General features: G+C 45.7%; 13 protein-coding genes and 1 tRNA gene. 6 read left to right on the top strand and 8 right to left on the bottom strand.

All coding sequences use genetic code 11. From position 1 onward, the window contains the following. Window positions 1–332: 332 nt before the first annotated feature. Window positions 333–1,109, top strand: a complete 777-nt coding sequence (locus K0C01_RS09435; RefSeq protein ID WP_397541157.1) for a lycopene cyclase domain-containing protein — start codon at window positions 333–335, stop codon at window positions 1,107–1,109. 274 nt (window positions 1,110–1,383) lie between these two features. On the opposite strand, the gene K0C01_RS09430 is transcribed toward K0C01_RS09435, so the two are convergent. From K0C01_RS09430 to K0C01_RS09420, 3 genes are all read right to left on the bottom strand, one after another. Next, window positions 1,384–1,458 (bottom strand) — tRNA-Glu (locus tag K0C01_RS09430). A gap of 84 nt (window positions 1,459–1,542) precedes the next feature. Then, window positions 1,543–3,378, bottom strand: coding sequence for an FAD-binding protein (locus tag K0C01_RS09425; protein ID WP_221169457.1), 1,836 nt, complete (start codon window positions 3,376–3,378; stop codon window positions 1,543–1,545). 108 nt (window positions 3,379–3,486) lie between these two features. Beyond that, window positions 3,487–3,879 carry a DUF5790 family protein gene (locus K0C01_RS09420; RefSeq protein ID WP_221169456.1) on the bottom strand — a complete coding sequence of 131 codons (393 nt, stop codon included), beginning with the start codon at window positions 3,877–3,879 and terminating at the stop codon, window positions 3,487–3,489. 218 nt (window positions 3,880–4,097) lie between these two features. On the opposite strand from K0C01_RS09420, the gene K0C01_RS09415 reads away from it, so the two are divergent. Further along, the gene (locus K0C01_RS09415) at window positions 4,098–5,162 is read left to right on the top strand and encodes a polyprenyl synthetase family protein (RefSeq protein WP_221169455.1); all 1,065 of its coding nucleotides are present in this window, start codon (window positions 4,098–4,100) and stop codon (window positions 5,160–5,162) included. Here the strand turns inward: K0C01_RS09415 and cysS are convergent, their stop codons facing one another. The 3 genes from cysS to K0C01_RS09400 form a co-directional block, all read right to left on the bottom strand. Continuing rightward, complete coding sequence (gene cysS / locus K0C01_RS09410) at window positions 5,163–6,647, bottom strand: cysteine--tRNA ligase (RefSeq protein WP_221169454.1); 1,485 nt, start codon at window positions 6,645–6,647, stop codon at window positions 5,163–5,165. It lies immediately after the preceding gene. Window positions 6,648–6,674: 27 nt separating this feature from the next. Next, a complete protein-coding gene (locus K0C01_RS09405) occupies window positions 6,675–7,166 on the bottom strand; it encodes a DUF7523 family protein (protein WP_221169453.1) in 492 nt (163 codons plus the stop codon). 391 nt (window positions 7,167–7,557) lie between these two features. Then, a complete protein-coding gene (locus K0C01_RS09400; RefSeq protein WP_221169452.1) occupies window positions 7,558–9,540 on the bottom strand; it encodes an AMP-dependent synthetase/ligase in 1,983 nt (660 codons plus the stop codon). Window positions 9,541–9,679: 139 nt separating this feature from the next. Between K0C01_RS09400 and K0C01_RS09395 the strand changes: the two genes are divergently transcribed. After that, entirely contained in the window at window positions 9,680–9,928 is a 249-nt protein-coding gene (locus tag K0C01_RS09395; RefSeq protein ID WP_221169451.1) for an MTH865 family protein, read from the top strand. Between the two features lie 163 nt (window positions 9,929–10,091). On the opposite strand, the gene K0C01_RS09390 is transcribed toward K0C01_RS09395, so the two are convergent. After that, a complete protein-coding gene (locus K0C01_RS09390; RefSeq protein ID WP_221169450.1) occupies window positions 10,092–11,234 on the bottom strand; it encodes an acyl-CoA dehydrogenase family protein in 1,143 nt (380 codons plus the stop codon). 266 nt (window positions 11,235–11,500) lie between these two features. On the opposite strand from K0C01_RS09390, the gene K0C01_RS09385 reads away from it, so the two are divergent. From K0C01_RS09385 to K0C01_RS09375, 3 genes are all read left to right on the top strand, one after another. Then, window positions 11,501–12,289, top strand: a complete 789-nt coding sequence (locus K0C01_RS09385) for an electron transfer flavoprotein subunit beta/FixA family protein (RefSeq protein WP_221169449.1) — start codon at window positions 11,501–11,503, stop codon at window positions 12,287–12,289. Continuing rightward, window positions 12,286–13,248 (top strand): electron transfer flavoprotein subunit alpha/FixB family protein, encoded by a 963-nt coding sequence (locus tag K0C01_RS09380; RefSeq protein WP_221169448.1) that lies wholly within the window; start codon window positions 12,286–12,288, stop codon window positions 13,246–13,248. Before K0C01_RS09385 ends, K0C01_RS09380 begins: the two co-directional genes overlap by 4 nt. A 103-nt stretch (window positions 13,249–13,351) precedes the next feature. Further along, a complete protein-coding gene (locus K0C01_RS09375; protein WP_221171242.1) occupies window positions 13,352–14,536 on the top strand; it encodes a thiolase family protein in 1,185 nt (394 codons plus the stop codon). Between the two features lie 169 nt (window positions 14,537–14,705). Here K0C01_RS09375 and K0C01_RS09370 read toward each other — a convergent pair whose 3' ends face one another. Then, on the bottom strand, window positions 14,706–15,569 hold the full coding sequence (locus K0C01_RS09370) for an SDR family oxidoreductase (protein ID WP_221169447.1): 864 nt from the start codon (window positions 15,567–15,569) through the stop codon (window positions 14,706–14,708). Between the last annotated feature and the right edge of the window lie 55 nt (window positions 15,570–15,624).

Here is a 15,624-nt window from a genome sequence, read left to right as displayed (position 1 = left end):
GCTAATAGGCTCTCACATAATACAATATCAAGATATCTTCAGTTCAAAGACCTTTTAACAGCTATTCCTCGTGTATCACATTTAGTGTTATTTAACGTGAATCCCGAACGAAAAGATATTATATCGAAAATTACTTACCGTTATTTTGATTTTAACCTGCTAGATGGAACAAATCGATAGGACAAACGTCCAGAAGAACAAGAGTAAAATGACTTGCTTCGCTAATAAGGCGGAAGTTTAAGACAATGATACACCAGTTTGCATTATCGCCAGTCGAGCCATTGTTTATTGGTACGCTTATCGATAATGCCATTGAGGCGCTTGATGGGATTATGCTCACATATCTCCAATTTCATTTAGTTTTCACCCTGCCGGTGCTTGCCATTCTATGGTATCTTGCTCCTTCCTATAATTCAGTTCGACGACGGCGAGCAGCACTTGGGCTAGTCATATTGAATGTTATTGCATTCACTTATACTACGCCGTGGGTGAGTTATATGATCCAGACCGGAGTCTGGTGGTACGGGGAATCAGCAGTTGCTTGGCGAGGTCTCTACATCCCACTGGGCGAGTATATGTTTTTTACCATCCAAGTGCTAATTGTGGGATTTTATCTCCACTGGAGAGGATTTGACTATACATATCAAAGTGGAGATCTATCGCTTCGATCTGCGGCTGTTGGCGTAGTTATTGGAGTAGGTATGGTCATTGGTGGACTTTATTTAATTACACTTGATGATTCGTTCCTGTACCTTGGTGGATTGATTGCCTGGGTAGGACCAATTATAATTATACAATGGATAGCTGGCGGTGGCTATCTACTCCGAAAATATCGACCATGGGTTGAAGCAACGCTTGTTCCGTCACTATATCTAATCATAGTTGATCGAATTGCAATCGGGATGGGAACATGGGTAATCTCGGATCAATACACATCTGAATTATCGGTACCACTTCTTGGATTGCCGATTGAAGAAGGATTATTCTTCTTTTTGGCGAGTCTGATGACCGTGACAGGCCTTGTTTTGTGGGAATGGATTCTTGACTACAACGATCAGACGGATGTGTTTAATCGAATAATTCCAGATATAGGTAACTCGCTTGAGTAATAAGTTAACCATTTGGTAGGGTTGATGGCAAGGAATTAGACACGCTACACACAGAAGAATCGGATAGAATAGAAAAGATCATACCAATTTCTGTCTTTTTATGGTCAAAAAGTAAACAAAAAAGTACATTAACTGTTTCTCGGTGGATTTTTGACTTCCGCATAACGATACTTGGAATGATGAAGGTAAAAAATAGAATAGGCATACCAAGCGACGTATATATACGGAATAATGGTTGACCCAGGGCTTGCAAGTGATATGCCTGTAAATCTCATGCTCCGACGGGGATTTGAACCCCGGTCATTGCCTCGAGAGGGCAATATGATTGGCCGGCCTACACCATCGGAGCGTGCAACGATATATACATGTGGTTTCAGTAAAACAGTTGCGTTTTCAGATTTTATACGGTAGGAGCGAAGAAAGCAAAAGGCGCTTAGTATGATCGCTCTTTCGGCTCGTAGGTTTTATTTGCTCCTTCCAGGTTTGCTGATCGGTACCAGATTTCTGGTGATCCTTCATTCCATGAAATCATGGTGTGCTTGAGCCATTCTGCGTCATTCCGTTCTTGATGATTCTTCCGCCAGTGTGCACCACGTGATTCGGTTCGAACAAGCGCCCCCATAGCGATTGTCTCGGCAACATCAATGATGTTGCGTGTCTCGATAGTGTGGATAAGATCGTAATTGAACGTTCGAGAAGTATCCCCTACATATACGTCTTGATAGCGTTCGCGTGCAGCGCGGATACTTTCAAGCGCCTGGTTAAGGCCCTCTTCTTCTCGAAACACATTGACGTATTCAGTCATTGTCTCCTGAACATCAGACCGAATGTCAGCATGGAATTCACCGTCTTCACGAGTAAGAAGCTGATCAATGCGGCTTTCTTCACGGTCAACGGCGGTATCAACGACAGTATCTGGATCGACTATCAAGCCAGAACCATCTGCTACGACTTCGCCAGCTGAGGTATCAATGGCACCGGGAGAGACTGGAAGTTCTTTGTCTTCAGTTTCTGGATCAGCTGGTTTTCCGGTATCGATCTCAGCCGGTTCAAGGTCGCCACCAGCAGCATGCTTTCCTGCTCGGGCACCGAAGACCATCAGTTCAGGTAGTGCGTTTCCGCCAAGTCGGTTAGCACCATGGAGTGAGACACAGGCCGTTTCACCGGCTGCGTACAGTCCATTGATACATGTTTGGCCATTTTCATCGACTTCAACACCACCCATAGTGTAATGCTGTCCAGGTTTGACTGGCATTGGTTCTTCGACTGGATCAACACCTTCGAAGTCTTCAGCGAGGTGAACGATATTTTCGAGTCGATCCAGAATCCGTTCTTCACCAAGATGGCGCATGTCAAGGTAAACATGATCATCTTCAAACCCACGTCCTTCGCTGATTTCAGTCAATTCGGCCCTTGAGACAACGTCTCGAGACGCAAGCTCACCATCATTCTTGGCGTATCCGTGCTCGAACATAAACCGTTCACCGTCGCTGTTGTACAGGATTCCACCTTCGCCGCGGACACCTTCTGTAATCAGCACACCAGTTGACGGAAGGGTTGTTGGGTGGAACTGCACAAATTCCATATCCTCGACCGGCACCCCGGCGCGGTATGCCATCGCAATTCCGTCACCGGTGTTAGCAGTGGCATTTGTGGTGTGGTCAAATGCCTGCCCATTTCCGCCAGTAGCGAGAATCACACCATTATCTGCCTTGAATCCGGCAATTTCGCCGGTGGTGAGATCGTAGGCAACACAGCCATGACAGACTCGTTCGGTTGGATCTTCATGATTCGTAACTGCAAGCTGTGTGACAAACCACTCATCATAGATGTCAATTCCGAGTTTCGCTACCTGTTGATAGAGCGTATGAAGAAGATGGTGACCAGTCTCTGCACCAGCAAACGTTGTTCGAGGGAACGACATACCACCAAATGGTCGTTGTGCAACAGTTCCATCGTCCTCACGCGAGAATGCCATTCCCCAGTGCTCAAGCTGGATCACTTCTTTTCGGACATCCTGAGCAAACGTGTCGATAGCAGGTGCATCGCCAATGTAGTCAGACCCCTTCACAGTGTCGTATGCATGATCTTCCCAACTGTCGTCTGAGTTTAACGCTGCATTGATACCACCTTCAGCCGCTCCAGTATGACTACGGACAGGATGAAGCTTTGAGATGATTGCAACATCAGCCCCTTCATTGTGCGCGGCGATTGCGGCACGGAGACCAGCTCCACCGCCACCAATAACAAGGACGTCGTGATTGTACATGGTTGATCATTGGATTGGAACACTATAAACCTACAGAAATGCGAATCATTCACGAGACTGCCCTCTGGGAATTATCGGAATCTCTTGCCGTATAAAATAGCTAGTTAGTTATTCTTCACTGCTCAACTGATCTCCAATCTCAGGGACAGTCGAGGCGAGTTCTGCTGCATGTTCATGAGCGTCATCAACAGTTGTAATCAGCGACTCAACTTCCTCAATCTCACTTGCCAGATCATTGGCATCGTCAAACGCCTCCGCACGTTCGCCGATAGTATACCATTTTTTCGCATCTCGAAGACTGTCTTTCGCGCCACTGGTGTCAAGTTCTGATTTAAGTCGATTAAGAACACCGATTACGTTGTTCGCTTCGAGATTCAGAATTTCTTTACCTTCAGGGAGAGCATCTCGGGCATCAGCAAGCGACTCTTCTACATCTGTCCGTATTTCGTTTGCTGCTTCTCCAAATAGCTCCTCGTCGCTATCAAGCGTGGATTGGCTCATATGAGTGGATTAGTCTTTATCCGGAATAAAATCTCGCATAAAAGTGAAAGTATTCCAACGGATATTGGGTCCGTCTTGGTCTTTCCTTCAAGGGTGGTCCTATGATTGGAAGAAAACAGTAAATATTGGCCCTCACTTTTCGAAGCGATCAGAGATTTGGGATAAAATATGTAGATTGCTTCTGGAAGTTTTTTGGAGATGCCCGACTGAGATAGCATATGCGGGATACACTGGCGGATTGGCGGCCGGACATTGATCAAGCGATAGAAGAGGTCATTCCTCGGGAGGTCAGCGAAGAGTATCTCGATGAATTTTTTGGAACACCAACATATCAGTACGATGCACGGAGCGTTCAAAAAGCACTGTCAGACCCAATATGGAACCTGTTAGATAGGGGTGGAAAACGGTGGCGATCGGTGCTATTTTTGGTGTTTGTTGAGGCATTTGGGGAGGATCCCAATGAGTATCTTCCATACGCGATAATTCCTGAAATACTACACAACGGAACAATAATTGTTGATGATGTGGAAGACGAAGCAGCAATGCGGCGTGGCGAACCAGCAGTTCACAAGCAGTTTGGTGTAGACATTGCACTGAATGCTGGTAATGCTATGTACTTTATCCCGCTGAAGATTATAACGAAGAACCCAGGGAACCTTGATCCTGAGCTTCGCTTGCGAGCATACGAGATGTTAATGTATGAACTGAATCGAACGCACATTGGACAAGGGATGGATATCTGTTGGCATAACGACGAAGAAATCGAAGTTGGAGAGCCAGAGTATCTAGAAATGTGTGCCTGTAAGACAGGTTGCCTTGGTCGGATCGTTGCACGACTTGCTGCGATTGTTACAGAACAATCAAAAGAGGTCGAACACGAGGCCGCAAGATACGCTGAAAAAGTGTCTGTAGCATTCCAAATTGGTGATGATATCCTTGATGTTGAAAATTCACTCGGACAGGCTGGTGACTTCGGGAAGGAATTTGGAAATGACATCCGCGAAGGGAAGACTACTCTAATGGCCATTCACGCCGTCGAGACAGCTCCTAAAGAGAGAGCACGGCGACTACAGAGGATTTTGGCTGCAGAAGAGAATACTAACGAAGAAATCATTGAAGCGATCGACATCCTCCAAGAAACAGACAGTATCGCGTATGCAAAGGACATCGCACTGGATTTAGCCGCAGAAGCGCGAGAACATATTCATGGGTTAGACCTGCAGCCCGAGCCAAAGGATCAATTACTCGAATTTACAGAGTTTGTGGTAAAACGTGAGAAGTAACTACTGTTCGATTTCGTACACAGGACCATTGTCTGTATCTTGAACAGAGATACCGAGCTCTTCGAGTTCATCGCGAAGCTCATCTGCACGGGTGTAATTTCCGGCCTCACGCTCCGCTTCGCGGATCCCAAGGATGAGTTCAATAAGATCTTCTGCAATCTCGATGTCACTTTCTGGTTCAGACCCAAACGACAAACCTAATACATCACCACCAAGCATTTCGAATAACTCGATGGATTGGCGGAGCCCTTGATAATCATACTCTTCAGATGAGTCAATATGTGAATTAATTACGCCAGCAAGTGAGTCAAGTGCCGAGATTGCTTTTCGAGTGTTAAAATCATCATTCATAGCCTCGGTAAACGTTGCTTCACAGGATTCTACTGCGTCTCGAAGTTCGTCATCAACCACTGTCGTTGCTGCTTCAGGGCTATCAGCTGTCTCGACGGCTCGTCTGTAACTTCGATCGAGACGATCCCAGCGTTCGAGACATTCATTCAGCGTTGCCTCTGAATATGTTTGCTTTTCAGAATATGTCGTGGAAAGCAGGAAAGTCCGAATCGGATTCGGGCCAAACTCTTCGATTGCATTTTCGACAGTGAAGTAGTTCCGGAGACTCGAAGACATTTTTTCACCCTCTGTCTCAAGCAGGCCAACGTGGAGCCAGTATCGAGCAAACTGCTCACCGTGTGCTGCCTCTGCCTGTGCAATTTCATTTTCGTTGTGTGGGAAAACAAGGTCTTCACCAGCAACATGAATATCGAAGGTTGTATCAAGATGCTTCGTAGACATGACAGAGCACTCAATATGCCATCCTGGCCGACCTTCCCCCCATGGTGAATCCCATGTCATGGCAGTCTCACAAGCATCTGTAACTGGTGCCGCGTCATCACGCCGGTTTTCCTCAACTGTCGTGGTATCGACATCGCCTGCTTTCCATAATGCAAAGTCAGCAGCCCGCTTCTTTTCGGCTCGTTCGTCTGGATCCGCTTGTGACTCCATCTCCTCCAGTTGCTGGTTAGATAATTTTCCATACTCATCAAACTCTGCTACATCAAAGTAGACAGATCCGTTGGACTCATAGGCATATCCCTTATCAATGAGTGTTTCAACCATCGAGATGATATCGTCGATGTGCTCAGTCACCTTTGGGTAGACAGTTGCTCGCTTAAGATTAAGCGACCGCATGTCTCGAAGAAACTCACTAATATAATGTCGACCAACATCGTACTCTGATTCTCCATCTGCACCGACTCGGGCAACGATTTTCTCATTAACATCTGTGAAATTTTCGACGTGTTGGACGTCATAGCCTAGGTGCTCTAGCCACCGATGCATAACATCAGTATGAACCCACGTTCGCGCGTGACCGAGATGTGCTGGGTCCGAAGTTGTTAGTCCGCATAGATAGAGTAAGACTTCATCACCGTCTGGTTCAAATGGTTCCCGTTCTCCCGACAGCGTGTTTGTCACGCGGAGTGTCATTGTTGTACTATATCTGAGGCTGATGTTTCAAACCGTCGGTCGATTTTGGAAAGACTGTTCAATCAACCGTAATGCTCTCATTCCATCCGCATTCGAAACAACAATTATCCCTGTTTCGGAGCTGAATCCGCATGCGTAAGTCTCGATGTCAGCGATACCAAGTCGAGTAAGTACTCTTGCTTGGTCCATTGTAGAACATGATCCAGAGATCAACACAGCTGTTTGGTCTCCTTGGTCAATCACAGTCGTTTCACCAATTTGTAAAAGCGGGGATGATGAAGGCTTAGAAGAGTCAGCAATCCCAACACCACGCTTAACACGGACGACTGGAGTTGATTGCTGAATGGGTTCAGAGAGTGTGTCAGCATAACGGCGTAGAGCAGTTGCAATTGCGTCTTCGTCGCCATCGATATCAAGAGTTCTAGCTGCTGCTCTGTAGTTCAAGACACCAGTCCGAAGCGCCTCATGTAAGAATGGTGTCTGTTGAACTGCATCACGGGTACGTTCTGCTAAAGACATATCAATTCGTAGGAAGTCGATCTTTTGATCCGTTTCGGAAGTATCTGAAGAACAGAGTATTACAACAGAAAAGCCCTTGTGATTCTGAGCCGAACAGTTTTCACCTTATTATAATAAATCCAACTATTTAAATGTAATAAATATATAAATTATTCTCTAATACTTTACTTTCGAATTATTATTGCCATATAAATATATTTATTATTTATTTGGCAAGTATATTTGTACGTTAACATCTAAATTAAAGTAATTTTCAAAATTAGTCTAATTCTGTAAGTTAAAATTTCGATATGATTTTATAATATTGTTTTTGATATAAATTTCGATTCTGGTGCATTATCATCGTAGTGTTGCCACTGCTAAGACAGGTAGTTTATGCAAATTTTATTGATCAACTGTCTTCGTAGATAGATTCAATTTTACTCTCGTATCGATCAAAGATACTTCCTCGCTTTTTCTTCATTGTAGGTGTGAGCAATCCATTTTCGACAGTAAATTCCTCTGGCAGTAGTGCAAACTCTTTTACTTGCTCATGGGGATCAAATTGTTCGTTGACACGATCAACTTCTTTCCAAATATAATCTACAACGCGGTCATCAGTACAGATATCCTCACGCTGATCCGGAAGGTCAATATTATTCTGTGCGGCCCACTCCCGTATGTGCTGGTAATTTGGCACAAGTAGGGCAGCAACGAATTTACGATTATCACCTATCACAACAGACTGCTCAATAATATTGCTACTGACAAAAGCATCTTCAATCGGCCGGGGAGCAACGTTTTTTCCGGTAGATAATACAAGCACACGCTTGGCTCGTTCAACAAATTCTAAGTATCCATCGGGTCTGTGATGCACAATATCACCAGTTCGGAACCATGCGTTTGTGCCACCATCGGCCTCAATTGCTTGCGATTGATCAGTTGTCAGTTGTTGTTCAAAAGAGCGATCTGTAGCAGCTGGCTTATTCCAGTATCCTTTGGTTACGTTGGGGCCACGAACGAGTAGTTCACCAACATCTCCCTGTTTATCTGAATCCCCGTCTGTGGTGGCTGCGGTATCAACGTGTATATCGAGGCCAACGACGGGAGGGCCGATTGTTCCAACTTTTGGTTGCGTAGGAGGATTTACGGAAATGACAGGTGAGGTTTCAGTCAGCCCATAGCCTTCGAAGATTGGTAGGCCCATACCGTGGAACAATGCGCAGAGCTCAGCTGAGAGACTACCACCGCCGCTAATCATAAAGTCAATGTTACCGCCAAGTTCTTCTCGAACTTTCTGGAAGACAAGTTGATCAGCGATCGCATGTTTCGCAGTGAGTATGCTTCCTGGGTTGTTTGTATGATGGTATGCCTGTGCAACATCCACAGCCCAGTTGAATATTCGTTCTTTAATCGCTGATTCTGTTGCTTGCTCGCGGATTGCCGCGTATATTTTTTCATATACTCGAGGGACAGCGGTTGATGTTGTCGGTTGTATCGCTTGGAAGTCTTCTTGTAAGGTATCTGGGCTCTCAGCATATGCAACTGAGGCTCCTCCGGCAAACATGAGGTAATGACCGGCTAATCGCTCAAAAACATGTGCAAGAGGTAGAAACGAGACAGTTTGAGTCGATGTTCCAATTTGATACTCGGGAGGGATCTCCTCACGAGAGCCGTACCGGGCCAACACCTGATTGAGATTAGAGCGAAGGTTTCGATGTGTAAGCTTTACTCCTTTCGGCTGTCCGGTAGTTCCGCTAGTATAGATTAGTGTCGCCAAATCATCAAACTCCTGGGTATCAAGCCAGGATTGATAGGATGCCTCGTCAAATACAGTTTCACCGCGGTTATACACATCACTCAATGTCAATACGTCAGGGCGAGAAATATCAACTGTATCCATGGTGATGATATATGAGATGTCAATATCATCCTCAATGTCTAAGAGCTGCTTAAGAGCCCCTTCAGAGTCAACAATGACTGCAGTCGCGTTGGGATCAGAAATCAAGTATGCCAACTTGTCGTCTGATACGTCTGGATACACAGTTGTCACAGTGGCACCAGCGGCAAGAAGTCCAAAGTCGGCATGCGCCCATTCCATTCGTGTTTCTGAGAAGATGGCTACACGATCATCTGCTTCTATTCCTAAGTCACGAAATCCTGCAGCAAGGTACTGAGTAATCTGCCCTAATGTCTGGTACGAAATAGAGGCAAATTCACCAACAGGAGCCTCAGGAAGAATATCACCTGTCAATGAGCGATTGTAGATACCCCCTTTATACTGTTGTGCGGGTTGATCTTGGTACCGCTCTACTGCATTTTCAAGCTCAACCGGCAAGACGGTCTCGTCAATTGCGGGGTGTGTATACTCCTGTTCAGCTTCGCGAATTGACATGATATGTTAAACCATTGCATGATGTAAAAGTGTATTGATTAATGTAAGATATGTGACTAATATGCTGAGAGTCACGATAGTCGTCAGCTATCCAATACCGATAGACCTTTTACCTATCCCGTACAGGTCATGATATAGCATGGCAGACAAATCTGAGCTTAGAGAACAGATGACCGAAGCGTTTGAAGATGCCGATTATCCAGTATCCGGTCCAATGGACCTTCTTCCTGCACTTCCTCAGGGGCCTGGAACACGGTTCGAGTCTGGTGACTTCTCAATTACGGTAATGGAACTGAACTCGAAGCTCTCAGGAGACTGGCCATATGATGATGTAGACACACTGGTTGAGGATGTGCTTGACGCGCTGGAGGAACAAGACCTAATATAACTAGAAAATTTCTCTCCCGTTCTTGAATAAAAGTACCTGCAAGGGGCAACCGTATAGAACTGAGTCCTGGAAAATATGTGTAACTCATTTTAGGAGGTCAGTATAATTTCTCGTGGAGATTATTAGATTCCCAATGAGAGAGAAGCAGTGTAGTCAGTAGCAATTAGTCGAGGTACTGATCTGCGATGATATTTTTCTGAATTTCGCTAGTCCCCTCATAGATCTTGGTGATCCGAGCGTCGCGGAAGAATCGTTCAACAGGATAATCGCTCACGTACCCTGAACCTCCAAAGATCTGGATCGCTTCGTCAGTAATATCAACGGATTCCTCACTGGCGAATAACTTTGCCATACTAGCTAATTTCGTTCCCTCTTGGAGATTATCATCATCAATTTCCGCTGCTGCTCGATATGTGAGTGATCGTGCAGCTTCAATCTTGGTTGACATCTCAGCTAACTTGTGCTGGATTGCTTGGAATTCTGAGATAGGTTTGCCGAACTGCTCACGTTCCTGTGCATACTCAAGTGCTTCATCGAAGGCAGCCTGTGATACTCCGACAGCCTGACCAGCAACGGCTGCACGGGCCGGAGCAAAGAACTCCATAAGTTGATAGAATCCCTGGTCAACATGACCAACGATATTCTCCTCAGGAACACGAAGGTCGTCTAGTACAATTTCAGCAGTATCTTGGGCCCGAATACCGAGTTTATTGTCAATCTTCTCTGCTTGGTATCCTGGAACATCTGTTGTGGTAAGGAAAGCCGTTATGCCATGGTGGCGTTCTCCAGGAGATGTTTTAGCGAGTATAATGGCAACATCAGAAACAGTCCCATTGGTAATCCACATTTTATTGCCGTTGATGACATACTCATCATCATCTTTCTCTGCCGTGGTTTCCATCCCAACAACATTTGAGCCGTGTCCAGGTTCTGAGATAGCTGTGGCAATCGGTGTATCACCGCCAGCAATCTTCGGTAGCCACTCTTCGCACATCCATTCATCTCCGTACTTCAACAGCATTCCAGTTCCAAATGCGGCAGCCGCAATTGCTCCACCGACTCCCGGGTCAGCTCGCCACAGTTCTTCAACGACAATCACATTAGAGAGGGTATCCATGTCAGGCCCGCCGTATTCTTCAGGGATGTGGGGAGCGACAAAATCATATTTTGCTGCCTCTTGGCGAAGGTCTTCTGGATATCGCTTTTCTTTTTCATATTCTTTTGCGACTGGCCGGATTTCTTCCTCCCCGAACTCACGTACCGCTTTACGTATAGCTTCATGTTCGGCTGACAATTGGTATGGCACGACTTGGCGTAGAACGTGATAACATATAAATTCTGCTCCGATGCTCAAGGTAACTGATGCTAATCCATATCGATCATTGCAACCAGCTTTTGGAGGACAGTGTTCAATTTTTGCAGGCTACAGCTCCGCCTCAAAAGGCGATAGATCGGGAGAATCTGCTAAAATCTCTTTAGAACAAGTATAGGTCCAATATCACCTGATTAGCTTTATGTTCCAAGATGGGCGGTAAAATTATTAATTAGTAAGAATACTACACTAGTGGTTACATGAAAATCCTCGTAACTGTCAGGGAAGTCGCGACCATCCCGGATGAATTTGAAATACAAGGGACACAGGTTGACGACCGATACCTAGAATATGAATTGAACGAATGGGATGACTATGCGGTAGAAGAAGCAGTTCAGATTAGTGAAGAACGAGACGACGTTGAAGTAGTAACAGTAACAATTGGTCCTGAGCGATCTGAAGAAACAATTCGAATGGCGCTTGCGAAAGGAGCCGATCGGGGAATTCGCATCTGGGATGAAGCACTTGCAGACCAGCAGTTGCTTGATGTTGAAGCGAAAACTAGAATACTAGCTGCTGTCGCTAAACAAGAAGATCCAGACTTGATTCTTACCGGAGTCCAAGCTGGAGACGAAGCGTTTGGCGCTACTGGAGTTGCGCTTGCCCGACGACTCGACTATGGATGGGCTGCTGTAGTTAACGACTTAGACTTACATGAGGATCTTGCATCGGTACATCGTGAACTTGAAGGAGGAATCGAGGAGCTGACAGAAGTTGACTTGCCATCAGTTCTCACAATCCAAACAGGTATTAACGACCCTCGATATGCGAGCTTACGAGGGATTAGGCAGGCACAGCGCAAAGAACTAAATGTGCTAAGTTTGTCTGATCTTGAGTTGTCGACAGATGTAGCTGATTCAAGGCTTGAAGTTACCGATATGTATGTTCCAGATACCGGCGGTGAGGCTACAGTCTGGGAGGGCTCGACAGAGGAGTCAACAGAAAAACTTGCGGAATATTTGCATGAATCAGGGGTGATTGAAGCATGAGTAATGTACTTGCAATTGCTGAACATCGACAAGGAGAACTTCGTGATGAGTCGCTAAATCTCGTCACCGCAGCAAGAGAGATGGCAAACCAGACAGGAGGAGAACTGCATATTGCGGTAATCAACGGTGATGTTGGAACCTTTGCAGAGCAACTAAATTGTGAAGGAGTTGACACAATTCATACTGTCGATGCTGGAGATGAGTTCAATCACGACATCTATGTTGAGGCAGTCAATGCAATAGACGACCAATGTTCACCGCAGTTCATAATGACACTAAACTCAGTCAATGGATTGGACTATGCTCCGGCAGTGGCTGAAGATCTTGCTATACCAATTGTGACGGACATTGTTGATTTTGAAGTTGGCAAAGATCTGGTTGTCTCGCGAGAAATGTACGGATCGAAGGTGCGGACAGATGTTGCCGTTGATGCAGACAGAGCCGTGCTAACGGTTCGCGGGACAGAGTGGCCAGCAGCAGAAGGTATTGGGAATGCAACAATAGAGCCATTTGAAGTCTCAATAGAGGAAGACATCATCAAGTCAGCAGTAAATAGTTTTGAGGAGGCAGGTGATGCAGATATAGATATTTCTGAGGCTGACTTTGTGATCTCAGTTGGTCGGGGAATCGAAGAGGAAGAAAACATTGAACTTGTCGAGGACTTGGTTGAAACAGCAGATGCGACACTTGCATCATCGCGGCCAATCGTAGATAATGGGTGGCTTCCTCCTAGTCGGCAAGTCGGTCAGTCAGGGAAAAGCGTGTCAGCAGATATCTACATAGCAATCGGCATTTCTGGTGCAGTGCAGCATATTGCAGGAATCAAAAACGCGGATACAGTTATTGCGATTAATAACGATCCAGATGCGCCAATCTTCGATGTTGCAGATTATGGGGTTGTTGATGACTTATTTGATGTTATTCCGCAACTTATCGAAGAAGTTGAGGCCGCCTCATAGCTGGACTTACGCTGTTTTTCCAAGGCAACAATACAACCTCGCTGAGTCAGCCAAACCATCAGGAGATTTTTATAGTGAGTTGTCCACAATGTACATAGACGTTATGACAGAAGCATACATTGTCGACGCAGTTAGAACTCCATTTGGCGCAGAAGATGGAGTTTTCAAAGAGACACATCCACAAGATTTAGCTGCGAAACCTCTCTCTGCACTTGCCGAGCGGAATGGAATTGATGCACCCGGACAGGTGGTTGAAGACGTTCTCTATGGATGTGTCACTCCAGTCGGAGAACAGGGCATGAATATCGCACGGATCGCACCGCTTGTTGCGGGATGGGACGAAACAGTTCCAGGCGTACAGCTTAATAGAATGTGCGGATCCGGGCAGCAGGCGGTCAACTTTGCTGCTGCAAACATTATGGCCAACCAGCATGATGTACTAATTGCTGGCGGAGTAGAACACATGACGCGTGTCCCGATGGGTATCGATGGGTCAACAGAAGTACAAACTGTAGAAAACCCATCGTCGATAACACCAACATATTTTGAACACTTCGATGAGGTTACCACACAGGGAGAAGGTGCGGAGCGAATCGCTGATGAATACGAATTTAGCCGGAGAGATTTGGACAAACTGGCAGTAGATTCACAGAATCGATGGAAAGAAGCGTGGGATGCTGGGAAATATGATGATCAAATTGTCTCAGTGGAGACAACGCATGAGGGAGAGCATATTACTGTTGAAAGGGATGAACACCCTCGCCCAGAGACCGATACTGAAACATTGTCTAAACTTCCACTTGCGTTCCGACCAAGCGGGGATGGAGTACATCATGCTGGAAACTCATCGGGAATTGTAGACGGGTCAACAGCTGTTCTTCTTGCTAGCGAAGATGCAGTTGCAGAGCAAGACTGGGACCCAATGGCACGAATTGTAGCGACCGAAGTTGTTGGAGTGGATCCACTTACCATGCTGAAGGGACCAATTCCTGCTACAGAGCAAGTTCTTGAGAAAGCCGATATGTCAATTGATGATATCGATATCTTTGAGGTTAATGAGGCATTTGCATCTGTGGTCGCTGCATGGCTTGAAGAAACAGGTGCAGACTGGGAAGATACTAATGTCAATGGCGGGGCTATTGCACATGGACACCCACTTGGCGCAACCGGAGGAGCACTTATCGGGAAGCTTGCGCATGAGCTACAGGATGCTAACCAGCAGTATGCCCTCGCAACAATGTGTATTGGCTTTGGACAAGGAGTAGCAACGATTCTTGAGCGCGTTTAACACTTATAGGCTGCATCTCTCAGCCTCAAGGAGCGCAACATTGTTCTGACGAGTGAGGCAGACGGTTTACACTTTTCCGATATCTAAGCTTGAGGAAAGGATTTCTCTGTTTAGCATAATTCATTGATGGGCTTTGGCAGATGCAAACCTATTATGACAAAAAATAGAATTATGAGCGCTGAAATTCGGGATCAAACATTCGAGCCGACATTGGGGGAGGATCTCCATCGGTTAGGTTATATCTCGTGAAGTCAGCAACACCAACCTCGTTGAGCATTTGTTCGTCGTAAACAGCATTACCAGTAAATTCTCTTGGATCACGGGTAAGAATTGCCAAGACAGTGTCAGAAACAATGTTTGGTCTTCGCCAATCATCTTCGGTTCCTAACCCGAAGTATCGAGTTGCTCTTGTATCAATTGCTGTGACGGGCCAAAACGTGTTGCATCCAATATCTTGATCTGCCAACTCGTCGGCAAGTGATAGCGTCACAAATGTCATCCCAAGTTTTGACCATGCATATGCGGCTTTGTTAGGAGCCCGATCTACAAGCAAGGGAGGAGAGTTTGAGAGAATCCATGCATTAGAATCGGTATTCGATAAGTGCTCAATGAATGCTCGGGATACAAGATACGTGCCCCGGACATTTACCTCAGTAAGTAGATCAAATCGATTGGCTGGAATTTCGTCAACTGCGGCTAGTTGAATGGCACTAGCATTGTTAATTACGATATTAATTTCACCAAAATGATCGACCGCTTGATCAACAGCGCGGTGGACGTTATCCTGATCGCGAACATCGAGCTCTATAGAGAGGGTCTCAACCCCACGTTGTTTACATTCTCGAGCAGTTTGCTCAATTGTTCCCTCAAGATCGTCTCTTTTCCCGTATTCATTCGATTCACTTGTTTTTCCTGTCGATACAATGTTGCAGCCCTGTCGTGCAAGCCCTAATGCAATCTGTTTTCCTATGCCTCTGGTTGTTCCTGTAATGAATGCTGTCTGCCCAGATAGATCAGGAGGAGTGAACGTCATAATTGTACATCATAGTCCATCATCATAAATACAATGTAAGGTTGAATATTATTTA

This window comes from Salinarchaeum sp. IM2453 (assembly GCF_019693215.1).
Lineage (GTDB): Archaea > Halobacteriota > Halobacteria > Halobacteriales > Salinarchaeaceae > IM2453.
The sequence above is the reverse complement of the archived record's forward strand: the minus strand, read 5'-3'. Positions and strand labels throughout refer to the sequence as shown.

What these genes read in the sequence shown, in the direction of transcription:
- K0C01_RS09435 (WP_397541157.1), top strand. Translation starts at nt 333, where the DNA reads ATGCTCACATATCTCCAATTTCATTTAGTTTTCACCCTGCCGGTGCTT.
- K0C01_RS09425 (WP_221169457.1), bottom strand. Translation starts at nt 3,378, where the DNA reads ATGTACAATCACGACGTCCTTGTTATTGGTGGCGGTGGAGCTGGTCTC.
- K0C01_RS09420 (WP_221169456.1), bottom strand. Translation starts at nt 3,879, where the DNA reads ATGAGCCAATCCACGCTTGATAGCGACGAGGAGCTATTTGGAGAAGCA.
- K0C01_RS09415 (WP_221169455.1), top strand. Translation starts at nt 4,098, where the DNA reads ATGCGGGATACACTGGCGGATTGGCGGCCGGACATTGATCAAGCGATA.
- cysS (WP_221169454.1), bottom strand. Translation starts at nt 6,647, where the DNA reads ATGACACTCCGCGTGACAAACACGCTGTCGGGAGAACGGGAACCATTT.
- K0C01_RS09405 (WP_221169453.1), bottom strand. Translation starts at nt 7,166, where the DNA reads ATGTCTTTAGCAGAACGTACCCGTGATGCAGTTCAACAGACACCATTC.
- K0C01_RS09400 (WP_221169452.1), bottom strand. Translation starts at nt 9,540, where the DNA reads ATGTCAATTCGCGAAGCTGAACAGGAGTATACACACCCCGCAATTGAC.
- K0C01_RS09395 (WP_221169451.1), top strand. Translation starts at nt 9,680, where the DNA reads ATGGCAGACAAATCTGAGCTTAGAGAACAGATGACCGAAGCGTTTGAA.
- K0C01_RS09385 (WP_221169449.1), top strand. Translation starts at nt 11,501, where the DNA reads ATGAAAATCCTCGTAACTGTCAGGGAAGTCGCGACCATCCCGGATGAA.
- K0C01_RS09380 (WP_221169448.1), top strand. Translation starts at nt 12,286, where the DNA reads ATGAGTAATGTACTTGCAATTGCTGAACATCGACAAGGAGAACTTCGT.
- K0C01_RS09375 (WP_221171242.1), top strand. Translation starts at nt 13,352, where the DNA reads ATGACAGAAGCATACATTGTCGACGCAGTTAGAACTCCATTTGGCGCA.
- K0C01_RS09370 (WP_221169447.1), bottom strand. Translation starts at nt 15,569, where the DNA reads ATGACGTTCACTCCTCCTGATCTATCTGGGCAGACAGCATTCATTACA.